20 protein-coding genes are annotated in these 19,726 nt (G+C 65.7%); 10 read left to right on the top strand and 10 right to left on the bottom strand.

Features of this window, described 5'->3' with window-relative positions; all coding sequences use genetic code 11:
- Window positions 1-18: 18 nt before the first annotated feature.
- Together prfH and ACSBOB_RS29355 are read right to left on the bottom strand one after the other, a co-directional pair.
- A complete protein-coding gene (gene prfH, locus ACSBOB_RS29350; RefSeq protein ID WP_442579552.1) occupies window positions 19-636 on the bottom strand; it encodes a peptide chain release factor H in 618 nt (205 codons plus the stop codon).
- Window positions 623-1,843, bottom strand: a complete 1,221-nt coding sequence (locus ACSBOB_RS29355) for an RNA ligase RtcB family protein (RefSeq protein WP_442579553.1) — start codon at window positions 1,841-1,843, stop codon at window positions 623-625. The genes prfH and ACSBOB_RS29355 overlap by 14 nt, the downstream gene beginning before the upstream one ends.
- 332 nt (window positions 1,844-2,175) lie before the next feature.
- Between ACSBOB_RS29355 and ACSBOB_RS29360 the strand changes: the two genes are divergently transcribed.
- The 9 genes from ACSBOB_RS29360 (at window position 2,176) to ACSBOB_RS29400 (ending at window position 11,690) form a co-directional block, all read left to right on the top strand.
- A complete protein-coding gene (locus ACSBOB_RS29360) occupies window positions 2,176-3,231 on the top strand; it encodes a class I SAM-dependent methyltransferase (RefSeq protein ID WP_442579554.1) in 1,056 nt (351 codons plus the stop codon).
- A complete protein-coding gene (locus tag ACSBOB_RS29365; RefSeq protein WP_442579555.1) occupies window positions 3,228-4,070 on the top strand; it encodes a TrmH family RNA methyltransferase in 843 nt (280 codons plus the stop codon). The genes ACSBOB_RS29360 and ACSBOB_RS29365 overlap by 4 nt, the downstream gene beginning before the upstream one ends.
- Complete coding sequence (gene lspA / locus ACSBOB_RS29370) at window positions 4,070-4,564, top strand: signal peptidase II (protein WP_442579556.1); 495 nt, start codon at window positions 4,070-4,072, stop codon at window positions 4,562-4,564. The genes ACSBOB_RS29365 and lspA overlap by 1 nt, the downstream gene beginning before the upstream one ends.
- A 556-nt stretch (window positions 4,565-5,120) precedes the next feature.
- Entirely contained in the window at window positions 5,121-5,600 is a 480-nt protein-coding gene (locus tag ACSBOB_RS29375; protein ID WP_442579557.1) for a hypothetical protein, read from the top strand.
- A gap of 271 nt (window positions 5,601-5,871) precedes the next feature.
- Window positions 5,872-6,777 (top strand): hypothetical protein, encoded by a 906-nt coding sequence (locus tag ACSBOB_RS29380; RefSeq protein WP_442579558.1) that lies wholly within the window; start codon window positions 5,872-5,874, stop codon window positions 6,775-6,777.
- A gap of 184 nt (window positions 6,778-6,961) precedes the next feature.
- Window positions 6,962-7,951, top strand: coding sequence for an acrylyl-CoA reductase (NADPH) (gene acuI / locus ACSBOB_RS29385; RefSeq protein WP_442579559.1), 990 nt, complete (start codon window positions 6,962-6,964; stop codon window positions 7,949-7,951).
- Between the two features lie 166 nt (window positions 7,952-8,117).
- On the top strand, window positions 8,118-10,313 hold the full coding sequence (locus tag ACSBOB_RS29390) for a response regulator (protein ID WP_442579560.1): 2,196 nt from the start codon (window positions 8,118-8,120) through the stop codon (window positions 10,311-10,313).
- Window positions 10,314-10,507: 194 nt separating this feature from the next.
- A complete protein-coding gene (locus ACSBOB_RS29395) occupies window positions 10,508-11,344 on the top strand; it encodes a GNAT family N-acetyltransferase (RefSeq protein WP_442583872.1) in 837 nt (278 codons plus the stop codon).
- A complete protein-coding gene (locus tag ACSBOB_RS29400) occupies window positions 11,322-11,690 on the top strand; it encodes an MmcQ/YjbR family DNA-binding protein (RefSeq protein WP_442579561.1) in 369 nt (122 codons plus the stop codon). Before ACSBOB_RS29395 ends, ACSBOB_RS29400 begins: the two co-directional genes overlap by 23 nt.
- A 7-nt stretch (window positions 11,691-11,697) precedes the next feature.
- Here ACSBOB_RS29400 and ACSBOB_RS29405 read toward each other — a convergent pair whose 3' ends face one another.
- The 3 genes from ACSBOB_RS29405 to ACSBOB_RS29415 form a co-directional block, all read right to left on the bottom strand.
- Window positions 11,698-12,330 (bottom strand): trimeric intracellular cation channel family protein, encoded by a 633-nt coding sequence (locus tag ACSBOB_RS29405; RefSeq protein WP_442579562.1) that lies wholly within the window; start codon window positions 12,328-12,330, stop codon window positions 11,698-11,700.
- Window positions 12,331-12,452: 122 nt separating this feature from the next.
- Complete coding sequence (grpE, locus tag ACSBOB_RS29410) at window positions 12,453-13,088, bottom strand: nucleotide exchange factor GrpE (RefSeq protein WP_442579563.1); 636 nt, start codon at window positions 13,086-13,088, stop codon at window positions 12,453-12,455.
- A 154-nt stretch (window positions 13,089-13,242) separates the two neighbouring features.
- Window positions 13,243-13,521 (bottom strand): hypothetical protein, encoded by a 279-nt coding sequence (locus tag ACSBOB_RS29415; RefSeq protein WP_442579564.1) that lies wholly within the window; start codon window positions 13,519-13,521, stop codon window positions 13,243-13,245.
- 235 nt (window positions 13,522-13,756) lie between these two features.
- Between ACSBOB_RS29415 and ACSBOB_RS29420 the strand changes: the two genes are divergently transcribed.
- Window positions 13,757-14,569, top strand: a complete 813-nt coding sequence (locus ACSBOB_RS29420) for a class I SAM-dependent methyltransferase (RefSeq protein WP_442579565.1) — start codon at window positions 13,757-13,759, stop codon at window positions 14,567-14,569.
- A 51-nt stretch (window positions 14,570-14,620) separates the two neighbouring features.
- On the opposite strand, the gene ACSBOB_RS29425 is transcribed toward ACSBOB_RS29420, so the two are convergent.
- The 5 genes from ACSBOB_RS29425 to cysG form a co-directional block, all read right to left on the bottom strand.
- Window positions 14,621-15,181: a DUF934 domain-containing protein gene (locus ACSBOB_RS29425; protein ID WP_442579566.1), complete on the bottom strand. Its 561-nt coding sequence runs from the start codon at window positions 15,179-15,181 to the stop codon at window positions 14,621-14,623.
- A 330-nt stretch (window positions 15,182-15,511) separates the two neighbouring features.
- Window positions 15,512-16,264 (bottom strand): phosphoadenylyl-sulfate reductase, encoded by a 753-nt coding sequence (locus tag ACSBOB_RS29430; RefSeq protein ID WP_442579567.1) that lies wholly within the window; start codon window positions 16,262-16,264, stop codon window positions 15,512-15,514.
- The gene (locus tag ACSBOB_RS29435) at window positions 16,239-17,909 is read right to left on the bottom strand and encodes a nitrite/sulfite reductase (RefSeq protein ID WP_442579568.1); all 1,671 of its coding nucleotides are present in this window, start codon (window positions 17,907-17,909) and stop codon (window positions 16,239-16,241) included. The genes ACSBOB_RS29430 and ACSBOB_RS29435 overlap by 26 nt, the downstream gene beginning before the upstream one ends.
- A gap of 30 nt (window positions 17,910-17,939) precedes the next feature.
- Complete coding sequence (locus ACSBOB_RS29440) at window positions 17,940-18,236, bottom strand: DUF2849 domain-containing protein (protein ID WP_442579569.1); 297 nt, start codon at window positions 18,234-18,236, stop codon at window positions 17,940-17,942.
- Entirely contained in the window at window positions 18,233-19,681 is a 1,449-nt protein-coding gene (gene cysG / locus ACSBOB_RS29445; protein WP_442579570.1) for a siroheme synthase CysG, read from the bottom strand. The genes ACSBOB_RS29440 and cysG overlap by 4 nt, the downstream gene beginning before the upstream one ends.
- Between the last annotated feature and the right edge of the window lie 45 nt (window positions 19,682-19,726).

Below are 19,726 nucleotides of genomic sequence, written 5' to 3' on the forward strand. Positions count from 1 at the left end.
TGCATAGCCGGCCGGCGCTCAAAGGTGAAACATCTTCACCGCATTGCCGCGCTCCAGCGATTTGCTGGCGCCAAACAGTTCCTCCCGCGTGGCATCGGTCTCGCGTTCGGCAAGCAGCCGCAGCATGCCTTCCAGCCGCCGCAGCGCGAGCGCCTTGTTGCGATGCTGCGAGCGTTCGTCGCGCGCCATGACGACGATGCCGCTGGGCAGGTGGGTGGCGCGCACCGCGCTGTCGGTGGTGTTCTGGTGCTGCCCGCCCGGGCCGCCGGCCCGCAGCGTCTCGAACCGCACGTCGCGCGGGTCGATCGGCGCCTGTGGCCGGTCCAGGCCCGACAGGTCGACCCTGCGCACGCCGACGAACCAGTTCTGCCGCTTGTGCCCGGCGCGGACCGGACTCTTGAACACGAATTTCACCGTGCCCTCGAACTCGCGGACAAGGGCGGCGGATGCCGCCCCCTCGAGCGAGACGATCGCGGATTTGGCGCCGTGGCGATCCGGGCTCGGGCCGTAGGCGATTTCCACGGCAACCGCCCGTCGCACGGCTTCCGCCTCGATCACGGCAACCAGTTCGATCAGCGCGATCCGGCATTCGACCGGGCCCCTGCCGGAGGTGATCAGCAGGTCAGCGGCGCTCATGAGCGGACCTCCTGCCGGCACGGTCGAGAGACGGCTTTTCACGCGAGCGGTCGGGCGGACCGTCGAACGCCTTCTTGTAGGTGACCAGCGGCTTCATCGCCGCCAGCGGCCGTACAAGCCCGGCCTCCGCAAGCTCCCGCACCACGTGCCCGGCGTCCTTGTAGGCCGACGCCGCCTCCTCGACGACGAGGTTGCGATCGTCGCAGATGACGTGGCCGCCCCATTCGTTGCGCAGCAAGGCATCGCGTTCCGAGCGGTTGCGTCCAGCCCGGCCATGCATGGTGGCGCGGTCGTATTTGCGCCCGGCCCCGTGCGAGATGCCGCCCAGCGAAGCGTCCGTGCCGTCCAGCGCCTGCACGACATAGCTGAGGCTGGCGCGCGAACCGGCGATGGGCGCGATGCCGCCGGGCCGCACCGCCGCCGCGCCCTTGTAGTGGACAAACCCCTCGCCGCTCTCGCGGACCAGATTGTGCGGCACATCCGTCACAAGCCTCGCCTCGCAGCGCAGCGCGCTTGCGGCGCGCGCCGCGATCATGCGGCGGTTGAGCGACGCCCAGGCGACGCAGAGATCGTGCTGGTGGCGCCAGTAGAGGCCCTCGGCCGACAGCGGATCGAGCCCCGGCCCGATCACCGGGCCGATGTCCAGCGTCTGCCCGAAGACGAAGGCGCCGAGGCCGCGCGAGCCCGAATGCACCAGCAGATGCAGTTTTCGGGCATCGACGCCCGGCGCGCCCTCTTCGCCGATCGTCCGCTCGACGGCCTGCAGCTCGCAGAAATGGTTGCCGCCGCCGATGGTCCCCAGCGCCTGCGCATAAAGGTCGCCGGGCAGGCCGAGCGCCGCCAGCGCCTCGCCGGGATCGAAGGCCGGCTCGGCCTCCATGCCGCGCAGCCGCTCGACCGCTCGGTCGAGCTTCAGCCTGTGCGGCGCGAGGTCCAGCTCGAACAGCGCCATGCCGCAGCCGATGTCGTTGCCGATCAGTTGCGGATGCAGCCGACGCGACAGCACCGCGATGCCGGCCGGCCCGTATTTTCCGGGATGCAGGTCCGGGAAGGCGGCGACCGCGTCCACGCCGCGCAGGCCGGCGACGTGGTCGAGCTGCGCCAGCGCGGCGCCCTCGATCCACATGTCCGGTGAAAAATAGTGGGTGATGGGCACGGCTGCGCCGTGCGTCGAAAGGAGGCTTTCGCCCCGAACGGAATTGCCCATGACGGAACACTTCTGGATGCAGGTAAGCGGTCGGACACCGTCAGGCGTCCGGATGAACGGCCCTGCCCCAGCGGGAAGGCTGGCTTAGGCCGAAGCGCCCCAGGGGCGCGCGACGAAGATGTCTGTCATCTTGCTGCTCCCGTTCCAGAATTGCGAACCGCGCCCGTCTAGGGACTGTTTGCGGAAAAAGAAAGGCATTTCGCCACGCCGCCCCGCCCTTTTGCCGCGGCAATGAACCGGCATGTGGCCCATATGCCTCATTTCCGCCGTGGCAGGCGAGTTGCGCAGCCCGTACCCCTATGCCAAAAGCGGCACGACCGCCGGAGACCAGTTTGAAATCCACGCGCGACCGACGCCGCGATACCCGTCCGCCCCGCCCACAGGCGGCGGCGCCTGCTCGCCCGCCGCAAGGCGGGAAGGCGGAGCCCACGGCAAGCTCGTCGCCGGAGCCGGCCTCCGCCCCGCGCATACTCACCCGCCGCGACGGCGCGCTCCCGGCGGAAAAACTGCCGGTCATCCTCGAAGTGCTGCCCAACGACGATTATGCGCTGCTCGACAGTGGCGAAGGCCAGAAGCTGGAGCAATACGGCGCCTATCGCATCGTGCGGCCCGAAGGGCAGGCGATCTGGCAGAAGGCGCTGCCGGACACGGAATGGCGCAAGGCCGACGCGATCTTCACCGGCGACACAGACGAGGAAGGTCTCGGCCGCTGGCGCTTTCCAAAACAGCCGCTCGGCGAGACCTGGCCGATGCGCCACGACGGCATCGACTATCTCGGCCGCTTCACCTCCTTCCGCCATGTCGGCGTCTTCCCCGAGCAGGCGACGCATTGGGACCATATGGCCGGGCTGATCGAAAAGGCGCACAGGCCGGTAAAAGTGCTGAACCTGTTCGGTTATACCGGCCTCGCCTCGCTGGTCGCGGCAAAAGCAGGCGCCGAGGTCACGCATGTCGACGCCTCGAAGAAGGCGATCGGCTGGGCGCGCGAAAACCAGGAGATGGCGCGGCTTGGCGACAAGCCGATCCGCTGGATCTGCGAGGACGCGATGAAATTCGCCGAGCGCGAGGAGCGTCGCGGCAGCCGCTACGACATCATCCTGTTCGACCCTCCCGCCTATGGGCGCGGACCGAAGGGCGAGGTCTGGCAATTGTTCGACGACCTGCCGAAGCTTGCGGACATCTGCCGCTCCATCCTGACGCCGAAACCGCTCGCCGTGGTGCTCACCGCCTATTCGATCCGCGCCTCCTTCTTCGCCATCCACGCCCTGATGCGCGACACCTTTGCCGGCATGGGCGGGCGCATCGAATCCGGCGAGCTGGTCATTCGCGAAAAAGCCGCCGGGCGGGCGCTTTCCACCTCGCTGTTCTCGCGCTGGGTGGCACAATGAACGAGCAGCGCAGCGGCGCGCCGGGTCGCGTCAAGGAAGTCACCAGTCTCGCCAACCCGCTGGTGAAGGATTTGAAATCGCTGGCGCTGAAGAAATTCCGCGACCAGCAGAACGCCTTCATGGCCGAGGGGCTGAAACTCGTCATCGACGCGCTCGACCTCGGCTGGCGTGTGCGCACCATGGTGTTCGCGAAATCGGCGCTCGGCAATCCGGCCGTCGAGAAGGTCGCCGCCCGCGTGCTGGCCAAGGGCGGCGACATCCTCGAAGTGTCGGAAAAGATCCTGACGGCCATCACCCGCCGCGACAATCCGCAGACGGTGGTCGGCGTATTCGAGCAAAAACTGACGAAACTCGCCGACATCCGCCCGGCTGCCGGCGACGTCTGGGTGGCGCTCGACCGGGTGCGCGATCCCGGCAATCTCGGCACCGTGCTGCGCACCGTCGACGCCGTCGGCGCGAAAGGCGTCATCATGGTCGGCGAGACCACCGACCCGTTCGCGCTGGAGACGGTGCGGGCGACGATGGGCTCGATCTTCGCCGTGCCGGTGGCGCGCGCCACGACGGAAGCTTTTCTCGCCTGGCGTAAGTCTTTTCCCGGCCTCGTCGCCGGCACGCATCTGAAGGGCGCGGTGGACTACCGGACGGTCGACTATGCGGCAAAGCCGGTGCTGCTTTTGATGGGCAACGAGCAGCAGGGTCTGCCCGATGCGCTGGCCGACGCCTGCGACCGGCTGGTGCGCATCCCGCAGGCCGGCCGCGCCGATTCGCTCAACCTCGCAGTTGCCACCGGCGTCATGCTGTTCGAAATCCGCCGCGCCGCGCTGAAGCTGGACTCCTGATGAATTTTCGTTCCTGGACACCCTATGCCGCGCTGGCAGTGGCTGGCGTGGCGCTCGACCAGTGGATCAAATGGCTGGTGGAGACCCGTCTCGTCATGCACGAGGCGGTCGACCTGCTGCCGTTCCTGGCGCTCTACCGCACCTACAACACCGGCGTCGCCTTCTCGATGTTCTCCTGGGTCGGCGACAAGGGGCTGATCGCCGTTTCCATCGCCGTCATCGCCTTCGTGCTCTACCTCGCCGCGAAATCCGACCCCCGGCACATCCTGGCGCGCATCGGCTTCGCGCTGATCGTCAGCGGCGCGCTCGGCAACCTCATCGACCGCGCCGTCTACGGCCACGTCATCGACTACATTTTTTTCCACACACCGGTCTGGTCGTTCGCCGTCTTCAACCTCGCCGACGCCTTCATCTCGGTGGGCGCGGCGGCAATCGTGCTGCAGGAATTGATCGGGTGGCGAAGCGCTCGCAAGACCGCGCGCTTGGACAATTGATCCACCTGTTTCATCCGATCAGCAGGCGGGCTTCCAGGGATTGCCCTGCACGGTGGTGTGTGGAAGCAGCGCTGTCAGCTGCGTAGGCGAGACCTGTGATCGCGAACAAAAGATCACGGTAACAAGCCAGAATTTCCTTCGCGGCGCAGGTCGAAAGCAATTTGAGCAATTCGTTCGGGAGAAATCATAGCTTTCTCTTAGCAGGCCCGCCCGATATCTGTGATGGTTAGGAAGCGGAAGTGATTGACTGTGTTTGCCGAGCCAGTTCTCTTGTGGCGCCTGCAACTTACTTCGGCTACGTTGCCACTTGGACGGGCGACGACGGAGGATTGCAGATGAAATCTATGATCTTCGCAGGGTTAGCGGTGCTAGCCCTTGCTGGCTGCGAGACTAGTGGAAATGACACGGGCGGCGGTTGCCCCGCCGATGTTTCCCAGGCGGATCGATACAAGTATCCCGCATGCGATGCGCAACCAGCGGCGGCAGCTACATGCCCAACCGACGTTTCTGAGGCGGATCGCGCCAACTATCCTGCTTGCAATTAATGAGGGTTCAGATGCGAAAGCTTTTTGGTTCGATCTTCGTTGCGATGCTGGCGACACCTGCCTTGGCTAATGCGCCGGCTGATATCGCTGATCTAGTCGGAGCGCGTGCAGCCGGTGCTGAAAGTGAGATACAGGCGCGCGGCTATGACAACGTGAATAATAATGTGTGGTGGAACGGTGCCACCGGCACATGCGTGAAGGTGCATGTTAGCAATGGCAAATATTCGAAGATTGACACCCTGAAACCGTCCGACTGCGGCCAAGGTGGCGACGCAGCGGGAGGTGGTTCATCGGGCGATGTTCCCCAGGCGGCGCTGAATGCCTGTTCCAAGCGTGCAGACGAATACCAGAATGCGGCAAGTGGAACGTCAGTCGTAAATGGTGCAGAGCGCGCGGGAGCAAACTGGCTGCTCACTATGTCGACCGGCACCTACACCTCAAAATGCACCGTGACCGGATCGGGCAAGGTGGTGAGCATCGATCCTGCCTAGTAAGGAGCCGGTCGGTGCCGAGCTTTCCATTGCGGACATTTTCATCAATGTCCGCAATGGGGTCGGAACCGGACTCTCAAACCGACACACCGTCTGGCCGCGCTTGATTGTCCCGCAACGGTGCGGATATCGCGCTCGAATTGGCGCAGATCCGGCAACTCATGCCAAGGCTCGCCTAGCCCCAATCTCATAGAGGATTATTTTCCTAGGATTATTTACACCCCTCTTGCTCCATGCGATAGTACCGCCGCCCGTGATGGAGGAGGCGTCGATGGACGGGAGCGTTGCGATCGAGAAAAACCGCGAGGCGCTGAAGCGCATCCTCGTCTCGCTGGTGGCCATGGCCGGGCTTGGCGCTGGGGGACAGTTTACTTTCTTTCCGCAGAAAGGTGCGGCCGCTTCCGGGCTGGTGCAAGCGGAAAAAAGTAAACTGTCCCCGGCATTTGCGCCGGCACCGCCACTGGCATTCACCCTTCCCCGCCGTCTCCACCGCGCGATCCTGAAGCTGCTGCATCCCGCTGAAGCCGCCGCCCGGCGGCTGATCATCGCGGCGGCGCGCGGGATCATTGTGGTGTTGCCGCCGGTTCGTCCGCGCAAGCCAAAACCGGTTGACCCGGCGCCGATGCTGCGCCGCTTCGGTATCGCCGTCACCCAGTCGCGCGCCGATCTTGCTCGCGCCGCCGCAGCGAAGAGAGCCGCCACCCTCCGCGCCGCCGGCCCGCACAAATTCAGTCTGTCGCTGCTCGATCCGCTGAAACGTCCGTTCCGCGGTTTTCGTCCCCTTGTGCCTGACCGCGTCGCCCCGCGCATCCTGTTTCCCGGCGTCAGCGAGCCATCGTATTTCCCAGCACCGCCCTCACCCGACGATCCCGTGAACGCAGAACGCCTCAGCCAACGGCTTGCGGCACTGGCCGAAGCGCTCGACGACCTGCCGGGCCACGCAAAGCGTTTTGCCCGCTGGAAAGCGCGCAACGACGCAGCACTGGCGCAGCAACACTCCGCCGCCGCCCGCTTCCGGCGCGTCACGCCGCTGCGGCCAGGGCGCCCGCCCGGCGGCCGGCTGTTGCGCTACGAGCCGTCCGCCGATCACCCCCAAAGAATCCGCGAGATCGACGAGATCCTCGCGCACGCCCATGCGCTGGCCGTTTACGCGCTGGAATTTCCCGACACGTCGTGACGGCGCCGGAACATGTTGGGCGGCAGACAATGGAGAAGGATCGATGGCCACGGCGGATTTCTGCCGCGTGGGGCAATCCGTGCCGTCGGCAAAGACCTTCGCCCGCCGGTTGGCGAAGCCGATCAAAACTGCTTAGGTTGGGCAACGCTGGATAGCGGACCGATCCGGCGATGAGGACGCAAAAATGCCCGAAACCTTCAAGGCCATCCTCATCTCGCGCGGCGAGGACAGGAAGCAGTCGGTCACAGTAGCCGAACTCAGCGACGCCGACCTGATGGAGGGCGACGTCACGGTCGCCGTCGAATGGACGACGGTGAACTACAAGGACGGGCTGGCGATCACCGGCAAGGCGCCGGTGATCAGGCGTTTCCCGCTGGTGCCCGGCGTCGATTTTGCCGGAACGGTGATTTCCTCGTCCAATCCCGACTGGGAGAAGGGCGACAAGGTCATCCTCAATGGCTGGGGCGTCGGCGAGACGCATTTTGGCGCCTATGCGGGCCGGGCGCGCGTCAAGGGCGACTGGCTGGTGCCGCTGCCGGACAATATGACCGCGCGCCAGGCTATGGCGATCGGCACGGCGGGATACACGGCGATGCTCTCGGTGATGGCGCTGGAACGCCACGGCATCACGCCGGACCGCGGCCCGGTGGTGGTGACGGGCGCGGCCGGCGGCGTCGGCTCGGTGTCGGTCGCGCTGCTGTCGCGGCTCGGCTACCATGTCGTCGCCTCGACCGGGCGCCCCGCCGAAAGCCGCTACCTCACCGACCTCGGCGCAGCCGAAATCATCGACCGCGCGGAACTCTCCAGCCCGGCAAAACCGCTCGGCAAGGAGCGCTGGGCGGGCGGCATCGACGCGGTCGGCAGCCATACGCTGGCAAACGTGCTGTCGATGACCTCCTATGGCGGCGCGGTCGCCGCCTGCGGGCTGGCGCAAGGCATGGACCTGCCGTGCAGCGTCGCGCCCTTCATCCTGCGCGGCGTGTCGCTGCTCGGCATCGACTCGGTCATGGCCCCGAAGGAACTCAGGCTCGAAGCCTGGCGGCGGCTGGCCGACGACCTCGACCATGGCAAGCTTGCGGCGCTGACGACGGCGATCGGCTTCGACGGCATCATCGCGGCTGCCGCCGACATCATCGATGGCAGGATCAGGGGCCGGGTTGTCGTGGAGATGTGATAACGTGCCTGACTGAAAATCCGCAGGACGACTAAAATACGACCTATTTGGGGAAAGCTTCGGGAAGAAGGTGGTGCCTAAGGTCATGGGTATGACGGCGCCGGTACCTCACAGTTCCCTTGACGGGAAGAATATCGTTGCCGGCGACAAGACGCCGGATATGCAAATGCATCCCGAGCCCGACCCGCTGGTCGAACTGCTGCCGGCCAGACCGAAAACACTGCTCCTGCAGGTCGGCGGCATCGTCGCCGTGCTGCTTTCTTCCGGCGTCGCCAATCTCCTTCAAGCACCGCCGTGGGTGGCGCTCGGATTTCTGGTCATCGGCCTCGTCGGCATCCTGGTCCTGTATCGCGGGCTCGGCACGGTACCGCGACGTTCCGGCGAGACCGGCGCGGCCGAGGTTCCCGCCGCCCGCGTCGAGGCGCTCGCCGACCGCATGTGGGAGCTTCACGAGAGCGAGGAGCATTTCCTCGGCCTCATCGATGCGCTCGGCGACCTCGTCATCCACCGCGACCGCGATGGCCGCATCGTCTATGCCAACAAGGTGTTCGCCGACCTGATCGGGCGGCCGATGAACGAGTTGATGGGCCTGCGGCTCGCCGACCTCGGCATCGAGGTCGGCGTCGTCCCCGACGCCGCCTTCGCCGACGGCGAATGCCTGAGTTCCACCGACGTCGCCGTGCACACGCCGGGCGGCACCCGCTGGTTCTCGTGGATCGAGCTTTCGGTGCGCGACCTTGCCAGCAAGGCGGTGTCGCACCGCGCCATCGCCCGCGACATCACCGCCCGCAAGCGCGCCGAGACGGCGCTGATCGGCGCGCGCGAGCGGGCCGAATATGCCAGCGTCGCAAAATCGCGGTTCCTGGCGACCGTCAGCCACGAGATCCGAACGCCGATGAACGGCATCATGGGCATGGCCAAGCTGCTCGCCGACACCAGCCTGTCGGCGGAGCAGAGGACCTATGTCAGCGCGGTCTCCACCTCGGCCAGCGCATTGCTGGCGCTGATCGAGGACCTGCTCGACTTCTCCAAGATCGAGGCCGGCCGCTTCGTGCCGGAGCCGCAGCCGATGTCGCCGCGCGAACTGGTCGAAAACGTCGTCGAACTGCTGGCGGCGCGCGCCTTCGGCAAGGGCATCGGGCTCGGCTGCCATGTCGCGCCCAACGTTCCGATCGCGATCACCGCCGACCCGGGGCGCGTGAGGCAGGTGCTGCTCAACCTCATCGGCAACGCCATAAAATTCACCGATACCGGCGGGGTCCTGGTCACCGTGGCGATGAAGCCCGGCGACGACCTCGACCACGTGCGGTTCGCCGTGGCCGACACCGGCCCCGGCCTGCGCAAGGAGGACATGGAGCGCATCTTCGAGGAGTTCGAGCAAGCAGACGGCAGCCTGACGCGGGCGCATGGCGGGGCCGGCCTCGGCCTTGCCATCTCGCGGCGCATCGTCGAGGCGCTGGGCGGCTCGATCTCGGTGGTCAGCGACCTCGGCCTGGGTTCAGAATTCGCCTTCGACATCCCCGCACGGGAAGCGGGTTCGAGCCTCGGGCGCGGCGCGGTGCTGGACGGCCACCGCTCGATCATCCTGTCCCAGAACGAGATCGAATGCGATGCCATCGCCCGCACGATCCGCGCCTGTGGCGGCAAGGTGGACATCGCCTATTCGATCGAGCAGGCGGAGGAACTCACCGGCCATTGCGACGCGCTGCTGATCGACGCCTCGCTGGAGGCGACCGACGGCAGGGCGCTGAAACGGCTGAAGCAGGCCGGCTTCTCCGGCAGCCAGGCGATCACGCTGATCGCGCCGACCGACAGGGGCACGCTCGGCGACTTCCGCGCCAGCGGCTACGTCACCTTCCTCGCCCGGCCGGTGCGGGGCGAAACGCTGCTGCGCGTGCTGCTTTCGGGTGCCGCGAGCAACGTCATCGCGTCCGCGCCCATGCCACGGGCGACATCCAGAGGGCGCAGCGCCAGGGTGGCCGGGCTCTCGGTGCTGATTGCCGAGGACAACGAGATCAACGCACTGCTGGCGCGAACCACGCTGCAGAAGGCGGGGCATCGCGTCGAGGTGGTCAGCAACGGCAAGGCCGCCGTCGAGGCCGTCATCGGCCCGCGCAAGGAGCGCCACGACGTGGTGCTGATGGACCTGCACATGCCCGTCATGGACGGGCTGGAGGCGATCGCCCTCATCCGCCGCCACGAGGAGGAGAACGACCTGCCGCCGGTGCCGATCATGGTGCTGTCCGCCGACAGCCAGGAAAAGACCCGCCACGACGTCCTGGCGCATGGGGCAAGCGGCTTCGTCACCAAGCCGCTCGACCCGGACGCGCTGGTGCACGCCGTCGAGGAGCGCCTCGCGTAGCAGTGGCCTTCCCTGACGGCAATGTGAGGTCCCGCATCGGCATTGCGGGTTGAGCGGCAGTCTCCGTCACGTTAGGTTCATACGACTGTTGCACACCATCAATATCCCCGCGCCATGCTCGGCTGTTCGAAGGAGAATCACCCGTGCAAACAGCGATTACATCAGGCGATATTCGCCTTGAGGCCAAGGTCGGCATGATGCCTGGCATCGAGCCGGCTATCGGCATCGCTCAAAAGACACTTGGCCGCATCGGCGCGCTCGAGGCGCGGCTGGCGCGCAACGACGCCGAGATCGAGGCCGCGCAAGAGGTCCGCTACCGCGTCTTCTACGAGGAACTCGGCGCAAGATCGAACCGGCTGGAAGCGCTCGACCGCCGCGACGCCGACCGCTTCGATGCGGCCTGCGACCACATCCTGGTGTTCGACCACGCGCTGCCCGGCCCCGAGCACAACCGCATCGTCGGCACCTACCGCCTGCTCAACCAGGACGGCGCGGCGATGGCCGGCGGCTTCTATTCGGAGGACGAGTACGATCTCGGCTCGCTGATCCGGCGGCACCCCGGCAAGCGTTTCCTGGAGCTCGGCCGTTCCTGCGTGCTGCCGCAGTATCGATCGAAGCGCACCATCGAAGCCTTGTGGCAAGGCATTTGGGCCTATGTGCTGCATCACGACATCGACGTGATGGCCGGCTGCGCCTCCTTCCATGGCACCGTTCCCGCCGCGCATGCGGAAGCGCTGTCCTTCCTCGCGCATAGTTTCCGCGCCGAGCCGGATTTCGACGTGAAGGCCCTGCCCGGCCGCTATCATGGCATGGACATGGTCCCCTGCGAGGCGATCAACGCCAAATCCGCCTTCCTGCGCATGCCGCCGCTGATCAAGGGTTATCTCCGGCTCGGCGCGCGCATCGGCGACGGCTGCGTCATCGACCACGATTTCGAGACCGTGGACGTGTTCATCGTGCTGCCGGTGAAAGAGATCAAGCAGCGCTACATCAGCTATTATTCCGGGGATGCCGGCCGCTTCGCCGCCTGAATCCGGCGACGCATTTGCGCCCGCCGCCGAGCGGCTGCGCAAGGCGATGGCGCCGCTGCCGGGCGTGATCGAGGGCACCTCCTACGGCACGCCGGCGCTGAAGGTCGGCACGAAGCTGCTTGCGCTTGTCAAGGATGCGCGGACCCTGGTCGTCATGTGCCCGCTGGAAGAGAAGGCGGCACTGATCGAAGCCGCACCCGACATCTATTTCGAGACCGACCACTATCGTGGCTGGCCGGCGGTCCTCGTCCATGTCGATGCGATCTCCGACGCCGAACTCGTCCACCGGCTGGAATGCGCCATACGGCTGGCGGCGCGATCGACATGCACCAGCAGGAAGCGCTGAGCCCGGATCAGGGAATGTCTTCGGGACGCCGCCCCGGCCGGCCCCGGTAAGGCTGCAGCGTCCAGCCGAACCACAGCGCGCCGCCGCGCACCGCCAGCGCGACGACAAAGGCCATGATCGCTGACACGCCCGGCGCCGCCAGCAAGGAATCCGCCACCACATAGGTCGCCGCGCCGGCGCCAGCCGCGGTTATGTAGATCTCGGGCCGCAACAGCACCGATGGCTCCTGCGCGACGATGTCCCGCAAGATGCCGCCGAACGTCGCCGTCAGCATGCCGGTAATGATGCCGACGACAGGCGAGCCGGTGATCGTCATCCCCTTGGCCGCCCCCATCGCCGCGAACGCCGCCACCCCGACCGCATCAAGCCACAGCAGCCATTTCCAACGCGAACCGACCAGATGGGCGGTGAAGAAGACGAACGCCGCGACCGCCACGCAGATCAGCACATAGACGGTGTTGCCGATCCAGAAGACGGGGATGTTGAGGATCAGGTCGCGCAGCGTCCCGCCGCCAATGCCGGTGATCGACGCCAGGAACAGGAACCCGACGATGTCGAGCTGTTTTCGCGAAGCAGCAAGCGCCCCCGTCGCCGCAAACACCGCGACACCGGCGTAGTCCAGGAGCAGCAGCGGATTCATGGCGATCCGATGGTGAGGCAGTAGGCAGTAGGCAGTAGGCAGTAGGCAGTAGGCAGTAAAAGCAATCAGAGGCCGGCAGCGAAAGCAAACTCTTTCCGACTGCCGACTGCCTACTGCCTCATTCAAGCATCCCTCTCGGCCTCGTCGTTGACCGGGCCGGGCTCGGCGGGCGCATCGTTTGCCGGAGAATGCTTCGGGCCGCCCTTGGCGACGCCGACCATCGCCGGCCGCAGGACGCGCTCGCCGATCGAGTAGCCGGGCTGAACCACCTGCACGACCGTGTTCGCGGGAACCTGCGGGTTCGGCACCTCAAACATCGCCTGATGGAAATGCGGGTCGAACTTTTCGCCCTCGGGATCGAGCTTCTTCACGCCGTGACGCTCCAGCGTCGACAGCATCGATCGCTCGGTCATCTCGACGCCTTCGACCAGCGCGGAAAGGCCGGCATCGACAGCCGCCCGCGTCTCGGCCGGAATCGCGTCAAGCGCGCGGCGCAGATTGTCGGAGACCGACAGCATGTCGCGGGCGAAATTCGCCACGGCATAGGCGCGGGCATCCTGGATCTCGCGCGCCGTGCGGCGGCGGAGGTTTTCCATCTCCGCGGCCGCGCGCATGGCGCGATCCTTAAGATCCTCGTTTTCCTTGAGAAGCTTGACCAGCGCCTCGTAGTCGCCTGCCTCGCCGGCAGCGGCCGCTGCTGCCTCGCCCGCGGCCAGGTTTTCTTCAGGCATGCCTTCGTCCTTCGCCTGATCGCTCATCGTCATTTCCCACATTTCCAGAATTCATCGGAGTTGGGCCGGATATCGATGCTATGCGCCTAAAAATCAAGGGGCGTAGGCGTTTCATTCACGGCCGAAGAGCCGACGGAACGGTTTGCGCGGCTGCCCGGTGGGCAGCCATTTCCTTCGAATTTTACTTAAACTTTACCATGGCGTCGGCTTGTCCCCAGCTTTGCAGGAACCATTCGCCTCGCCTCGGGTTTTTTGGCCAGCAACAGGTTTCGAGGAAATGACCGACGATGAAAGAGTTACGGGCGGAAGGGTGGATGCCGAGTTTCGCCGCCAGATGAGAAGCGGCCAGATGAGCCGCTTCGTCTCGACGCTGCCGCACTACGCCGTTAATGATGACCTGCCAGACAGGTTTGTCAAACTGCTCCGCCAGATTGACAACCCGCATGATAACGAGCGTCATCCGTCCCATACAGATTCCGCCCTCAAGCGGCGGAGCCGATGACCGGCATTTATGATGCCAGTCATCGGCCTTGGGCGCTTGCGAACCACAATTGACGCTCAAGCATCACATCGTGAAATGCAGCGGTAAACAGGAGAAGCCGGAAACCCGAAATGGCCTGACCAGATTTGTCCAGGCGCCACGGCGATTTTCATGATATGGTTCAAACCGCGCCGATGAATTCGAGGTCGCGCCGATGGTCGCCAGTGACAGGGTCTTTGCAGGGTCGATCCCCGAAATCTATGACCGTCTCATGGTTCCGCTCCTGTTCGAACCATACGCGCGCCACCTCGCGGACAGGGTCGCCCGGCTCAAGCCAAGCGATGTGCTGGAGACAGCCGCGGGAACAGGCGCATTGACCCGGGCCATGGCATCGCGGCTTCCCGCCGACGCGCGCATCATGGCAACCGATCTCAACCAGCCGATGCTGGATCGGGCCGCCGCCACGGCACCCGGCAACGATCGCATCCGCTGGCAGCAGGCGGATGCGATGGCCCTGCCCTTCGAGGACGGGCGCTTCGACGTGGTGGCGTGCCAGTTCGGCGCGATGTTCTTTCCCGACAGGGTCAAGGGGTACAGGGAGGCGCGGCGCGTGCTCAGGCCGGGCGGCACATTCGTGTTCAACGTCTGGGATCGGCTTTCCGAGAACGCCTTCGTGACCGTCGTCTCGGCGACGCTGGCGCGACTGTTTCCGGCCGATCCTCCCACCTTCATGGAGCGGTTGCCGCACGGCTATCACGACAAGGCTGCGATCGGCGGGGATCTGAAGGCGGCAGGCTTCTCCTCGATCGAAACCGAAACCATTGGCCACATGGCCAAAGCCGCAACGCCACTCGACGCCGCGACCGCCTACTGCCAGGGATCGCCCCTCAGAAGCGAAATCGAGGCGCGCGGGAACCCGTCATTGCAGGACGCTACCCAGGCCGTGGCCGACGACCTTGAAAGGGCGTTCGGAAGCGGACCAATCCAGGGGCCTATCCGCGCCCATATGATCACCGCCTCGCGCTGATCGTCGCCTGATATCGGACCGAAAACCGCCTTTGCGCCTCGATCCGATATCTCAGCGCGAGCGGCGCCAGGAATAGGTTGCGCCCTTGGAGGGTTCAGCCTCCGGCTTGGCCGTCGGCTGGTAATAAAGTCCGAGACCGCCGACGCGGCCTTCCTCCAGCCGGCGGATAAGCACCGGATTGACGATCTCGAATTCGTCGAAGCCGAGCCTCAGCATATGCGGCAACTGGTCGACGAGAACCTGCCCGGTCGCGCGGACAGCACGGTCAAAACCGTGGCGGCTGCGCAGCAGCTCCGCCTTGGAGAAGCTGCGGCCGTCGTTGAAGGCCGGGAAGGCCAATGCCACGAGCGACAGGTCGTCAAGCAGATCGGCGATCTTCTCGACCGGATCGGCCGGCAGCAGCAGCACGCCGAGCCTTTCCCTAGCCGATCGGCGCACAACCGGGTCGAGGTCGAGAAAAACCTGCAGCGGCAGAATGAAGCGGCCGTTGCCGCTTAGCGCCTCGGCACTTTCGGCGTGCTGCCACTCATCCTCGCGAAAACCTTCCGGCGTCCACAGGCGCGGCACTGGCGGGGTGGTCTCGTTCTTCGCTTCTGACATGAGGGCGAGCATATGGCTTATTCTTGTGTCCGTTTCCAGTGTGAAGCTATCGGTGCGTCCTTCGAGGCTCGCCCTTCGATGGCTTTGCTTCGTCGCTAATGTTGTGCGGGCGAGCACCTCAGGATGAGGGAGGTCGTGCCGGCACGCCAATCGCCGAGGTCTCCGGCGCAGTTCCCAAAATGGCGAGGGCATGGCGGCAAGACGCCCGGATGCAACGCCGATGATTGGCGTGCCGGCACAACGGTCCTCATCCTGAGGTGCTCGCCCGCACAGCGCTGTCAATTGGAGCGAACCCGTCTACGGGCGAGCCTCGAAGGACGCACCGATAGGCACGATTTCGTCTCAATGGGCGGCGCCCGTCAGCGCCTCGCCGAGGCCGGGCAGGTGGATACCACATTCGGTCTTGGCCAGGCCGGCCCAGCGGCCGCTGCGCGCGTCCTCGCCCGGCTTGACGATCGAGGTGCAGGGAAAACAGCCGATCGACAGATAGCCGTAGGCCACCAGTGGATTCTCGCGCAGCCTATGCGCCCGCATATAGTCGGCGAGGTCGCTGGTGCCCCACTTCGCCAAGGGATTGATCCTGATGCGCGGGCCGACCGCCTCGAACACCGGCAGGGCGGCACGGGTGGATGCCTGGAAACGCTTGCGGCCGGTGAACCAGGCGCGGAACGGCGCCACGCCGCGTGCCATCGGTTCGACCTTACGGATCTCGCAACACCCATCCGTGTCGGACTGGTGCAGTTTTCCACTGGGATCGAGCCGGTCAAGCGCGGCCTGGTCGGGCGTCACGACACGGATGTCGGTCAGGCCGAAATCGGCGGCCAGCGCATCGCGGTACTCCAGCGTCTCGGCGAAATGTTTTCCGGTGTCGAGGAAGACGATCGGAAGCGCCGCGTCAACCTCGGCGATCATGTGCAGCAGCACCGCCGAATCCGCACCGAAGGACGACACCGCTGCGATGCCGTCCTCAAACGACCGGCGCGCCGACTGCTCGATGACCTCCTGGGGCGTCAGGCCACCGAAGCGCGCGTCGAGTTCGGCGGCCTCGTCGGCCGCCTGCGCGTCGGCGTCAGGCTGCCTTGGCTTCGCCGCCATAAAGCGCCTCCTTGAACGGCGCGGGACCCAGCCGGCGATAGGCGTCGAGGAAATTTTCGGACCGATCCTTGCGCTTCGCCAGATAGGTCTCGACCACCGTCTCGATCGCGTTGGTGATCTCGTCCGGCCCAAAACCGCGGCCGATGATCTCGCCGACCGAGGTGTTTTCGTCGGCCGAGCCGCCCAGCGTCACCTGGTAGAGTTCGGCGCCCTTCTTCTCGACGCCGAGAATGCCGATGTGGCCGACATGATGATGGCCGCAGGCATTGATGCAGCCGGAGATCTTCAGCTTCAGCTCGCCGATGTCGCGCTGGCGCTCCAGCGAGGCGAAGCGGTTGGAAATCTCCTGCGCCACCGAGATCGAGCGCGCATTGGCCAGCGCGCAATAGTCGAGGCCGGGGCAGGCGATGATGTCGGTGATCAGTCCGGAATTCGCCGTCGCCAGGTCGATCTCAGCGAGCGCGTCGTAGACCGCCTTCAGGTCGGCGCGCGCCACATGCGGCAGGATCAGGTTCTGCTCGTGGCTGACGCGGATTTCGCCGAAGGCGTATCTGTCGGCGATGTCGGCAACCGCCTCCATCTGGCTATCGCTGGCGTCGCCGGGCGCCTCGCCGATGCCTTTCAGCGAGATGGTGACAGCGGCATAGTCGGGATTGCGGTGGGTGATGACGTTCTGGTCTACCCATTCGGCGAAACTTTTCGAATCGAGCCGCGCCAGCTTCACCGCCTGGTCGCCGTCCGGCCGGGCCGCCAGCTCCGGCGGCGCGAAATAGGCGTTGATGGCCTTTATGTCGGCTTCCGGCAGCGTCAGCTCGTTGTCCTTCAGCTCGGCCCATTCGGCCTCGACCTGGCGCGCAAACTCTTCCGTGCCGGTCTCGTGCACCAGGATCTTGATGCGCGCCTTGTATTTGTTGTCGCGCCGTCCGTAGAGATTGTAGACGCGTAGGATCGCCGTCGCGTAGGAGAGCAGATGCTTTTCCGGCAGGAAATCCTTGATCTTCTTGGCGATCATCGGCGTGCGGCCCTGGCCGCCGCCGACATAGACGGCAAAGCCAAGCTCGCCCTCGGCGTTCTTCTTCAGGTGCAGGCCGATGTCGTGTGTCTGGATGGCGGCGCGGTCGCGCTCGGCGCCCGTCACCGCGATCTTGAATTTGCGCGGCAGGAACGAGAATTCAGGATGCACCGACGACCATTGCCGCAAAATCTCGGCATAGGGGCGCGGGTCGGCGACTTCGTCGGCGGCCGCTCCCGCGAAATGGTCGGCCGTCACGTTGCGGATGCAATTGCCTGATGTCTGGATGGCGTGCATTTCGACGCTGGCGAGATCGTCGAGGATCGCCGGGATGTCCGACAGCGCCGGCCAGTTGAACTGAATGTTCTGGCGCGTGGTGAAGTGGCCGTAGCCCTTGTCGTATTTGCGGGCGATGTGGGCCAGCATCCGCAGCTGGCCCGAATTCAGCGTGCCATAGGGAATGGCGATGCGCAACATGTAGGCGTGGAGTTGCAGATAGACGCCGTTCATCAGCCTCAGCGGCCGGAACTGCTCCTCGGTGATCTCGCCGGCGAGACGCCTGTCCACCTGGTCGGTGAACTCGGCGACGCGGGCCTTCACGAAATCCTGGTCGAACTCATCGTAGCGGTACATGGTCGTGCTTCCGTGGGCTTTTTCGCCCTCTCAAGCGGCCGTTCTGGCCTGTTTTCCAAGATCGAGGCGATTGGTGGGGCCGGCGGCGCGGATGCGCTCGCGCAGGCGCAGCGGGCGGATGGCGCCGTCAACCAGTTCGATTTCGATCAGTTCGAGGTCGACGACTTCATTGTTGGCGTAGGATGCCTTGCCAGCGGCCTCCAGCTCGGCTTCCGCCGTCTTGTCGTTGACGATTTCGGCTTCGTCGATGGTCTCGGCCCAGACGCGGGCTGCCGAGAGCCAGACGGCTTCGCCATCGGTCAGCCGGTTGGCGGTCAGGACCTTCATGCCTGCGTCTCCTTGGCCTCGGCCGGCGACGGCGCAAACAGGTGCGCCGAAAGCGGCTCCGAGCGCGAGAAATCCGCGCCGGCGACCGCATCGCCGATGATGGTCATCACCGGGCCGCCGAGATCGTCGCGCGATTGCAGCGACGGCAGGTCGGCCAGCGTGCCATGAAAACGGCGGCGATTGGCAAGGCTGGCATTTTCCACGACAGCGACCGCGGTATCCGGCGACAGGCCTGCATCCATCAGCCTTCCGGCCACGTCCGCAGCGACCGAACGGCCCATATAGACCGCGACGGTCGCGCCGGAGATGGCCAGCTTCGCCCAGTCAGGCAGCGAACCGCCCTTGAGATCGTGGCCGGTGGTAAACACCATCGAGGATGTCACGCCGCGCAAGGTCAGCGGAAGCTGGAAGTCGGCAGCGGCGGCGAAGGCGGAGGTCACGCCGGGCACCACCTCGAACGACACGCCGGCATCGCGGAGCACCTGCATCTCTTCGCCGGCGCGGCCGAACACCAGCGGGTCGCCGGACTTCAGCCGTACGACGCGCTTGCCCTCGCGCCCGAGCCGCACCAGCAGCGCATTGATCTCGATCTGGGTTTTCGAATGGCAGCCCTTGCGCTTGCCGACCGGCAGACGCTCGGCGTCGCGGCGACCCATGGAGATGATCTGTTCCGGCACCAGCGCATCATGCACGATGACGTCGGCCTCCATCAGCAGGCGATGCGCCCTGAGCGTCAGCAGGTCTTCCGCCCCCGGCCCGGCGCCGACCAGCGCGACATGGCCCATACCCTTGCCCTGCTCGGCCAGGAGACGGCCGACGGCAGCGCGGGCCTCGCGCTCGCCGCCCGCCTCGAACGCCCGGGCAGGCGCCCCTGAAAAGAAAGAATGCCAGAAGGAACGGCGCGCCAGCCCTTTTGGAAACAGTTTTTCGGCCGCGTCGCGGAACGAGTTGGCGAGCGCCGCCAGCAGGCCGAGCGACGGCGGCAGCATGGCGTCGATGCGCGCCCGCACCATCTGGGCCAGCACCGGGCCAGAGCCCTCTGTGCCGATGGCGACCGCCAGCGGCGCACGGTTGACGATGGCAGGCGTGTAGAAATCACAGAGTTCGGGGCGGTCGACAGCGTTCACCGCAATGCCCAGACGCCGCGCATCCTCGGAGATGCGGCGATCCAGGGCCTCATCGCCGCTCGCCGCAAAGACCAGCGCGGCGCCTTCGATCAGCGACGGATCGTACGCAGCTTCGACAAGCCCGATCTCGTTCCCGGCCAACCAGCGGCGCAACGCCGGTTCGGCGGCGTCGGCGACGACAATCAACCGGGCGCTGGACTGCGCCAGCAACCGCGCCTTGGCCAGCGCCTCATCGCCATTGCCGACGACGACCACGCTCCGTCCCTCGACCCGCAGGAAGACGGGGAAGGCGTTGAGCTTGGTTGACGGCTGCGGCATGACGCGGTTGGCTTCCTGGCTGGAAAGACAGATATTTAATCGCGG

Origin of the sequence: Mesorhizobium sp. KACC 23794 (assembly GCF_052180275.1) — a bacterium.
In the GTDB taxonomy this organism is placed as follows: Bacteria; Pseudomonadota; Alphaproteobacteria; order Rhizobiales; family Rhizobiaceae; genus Kumtagia.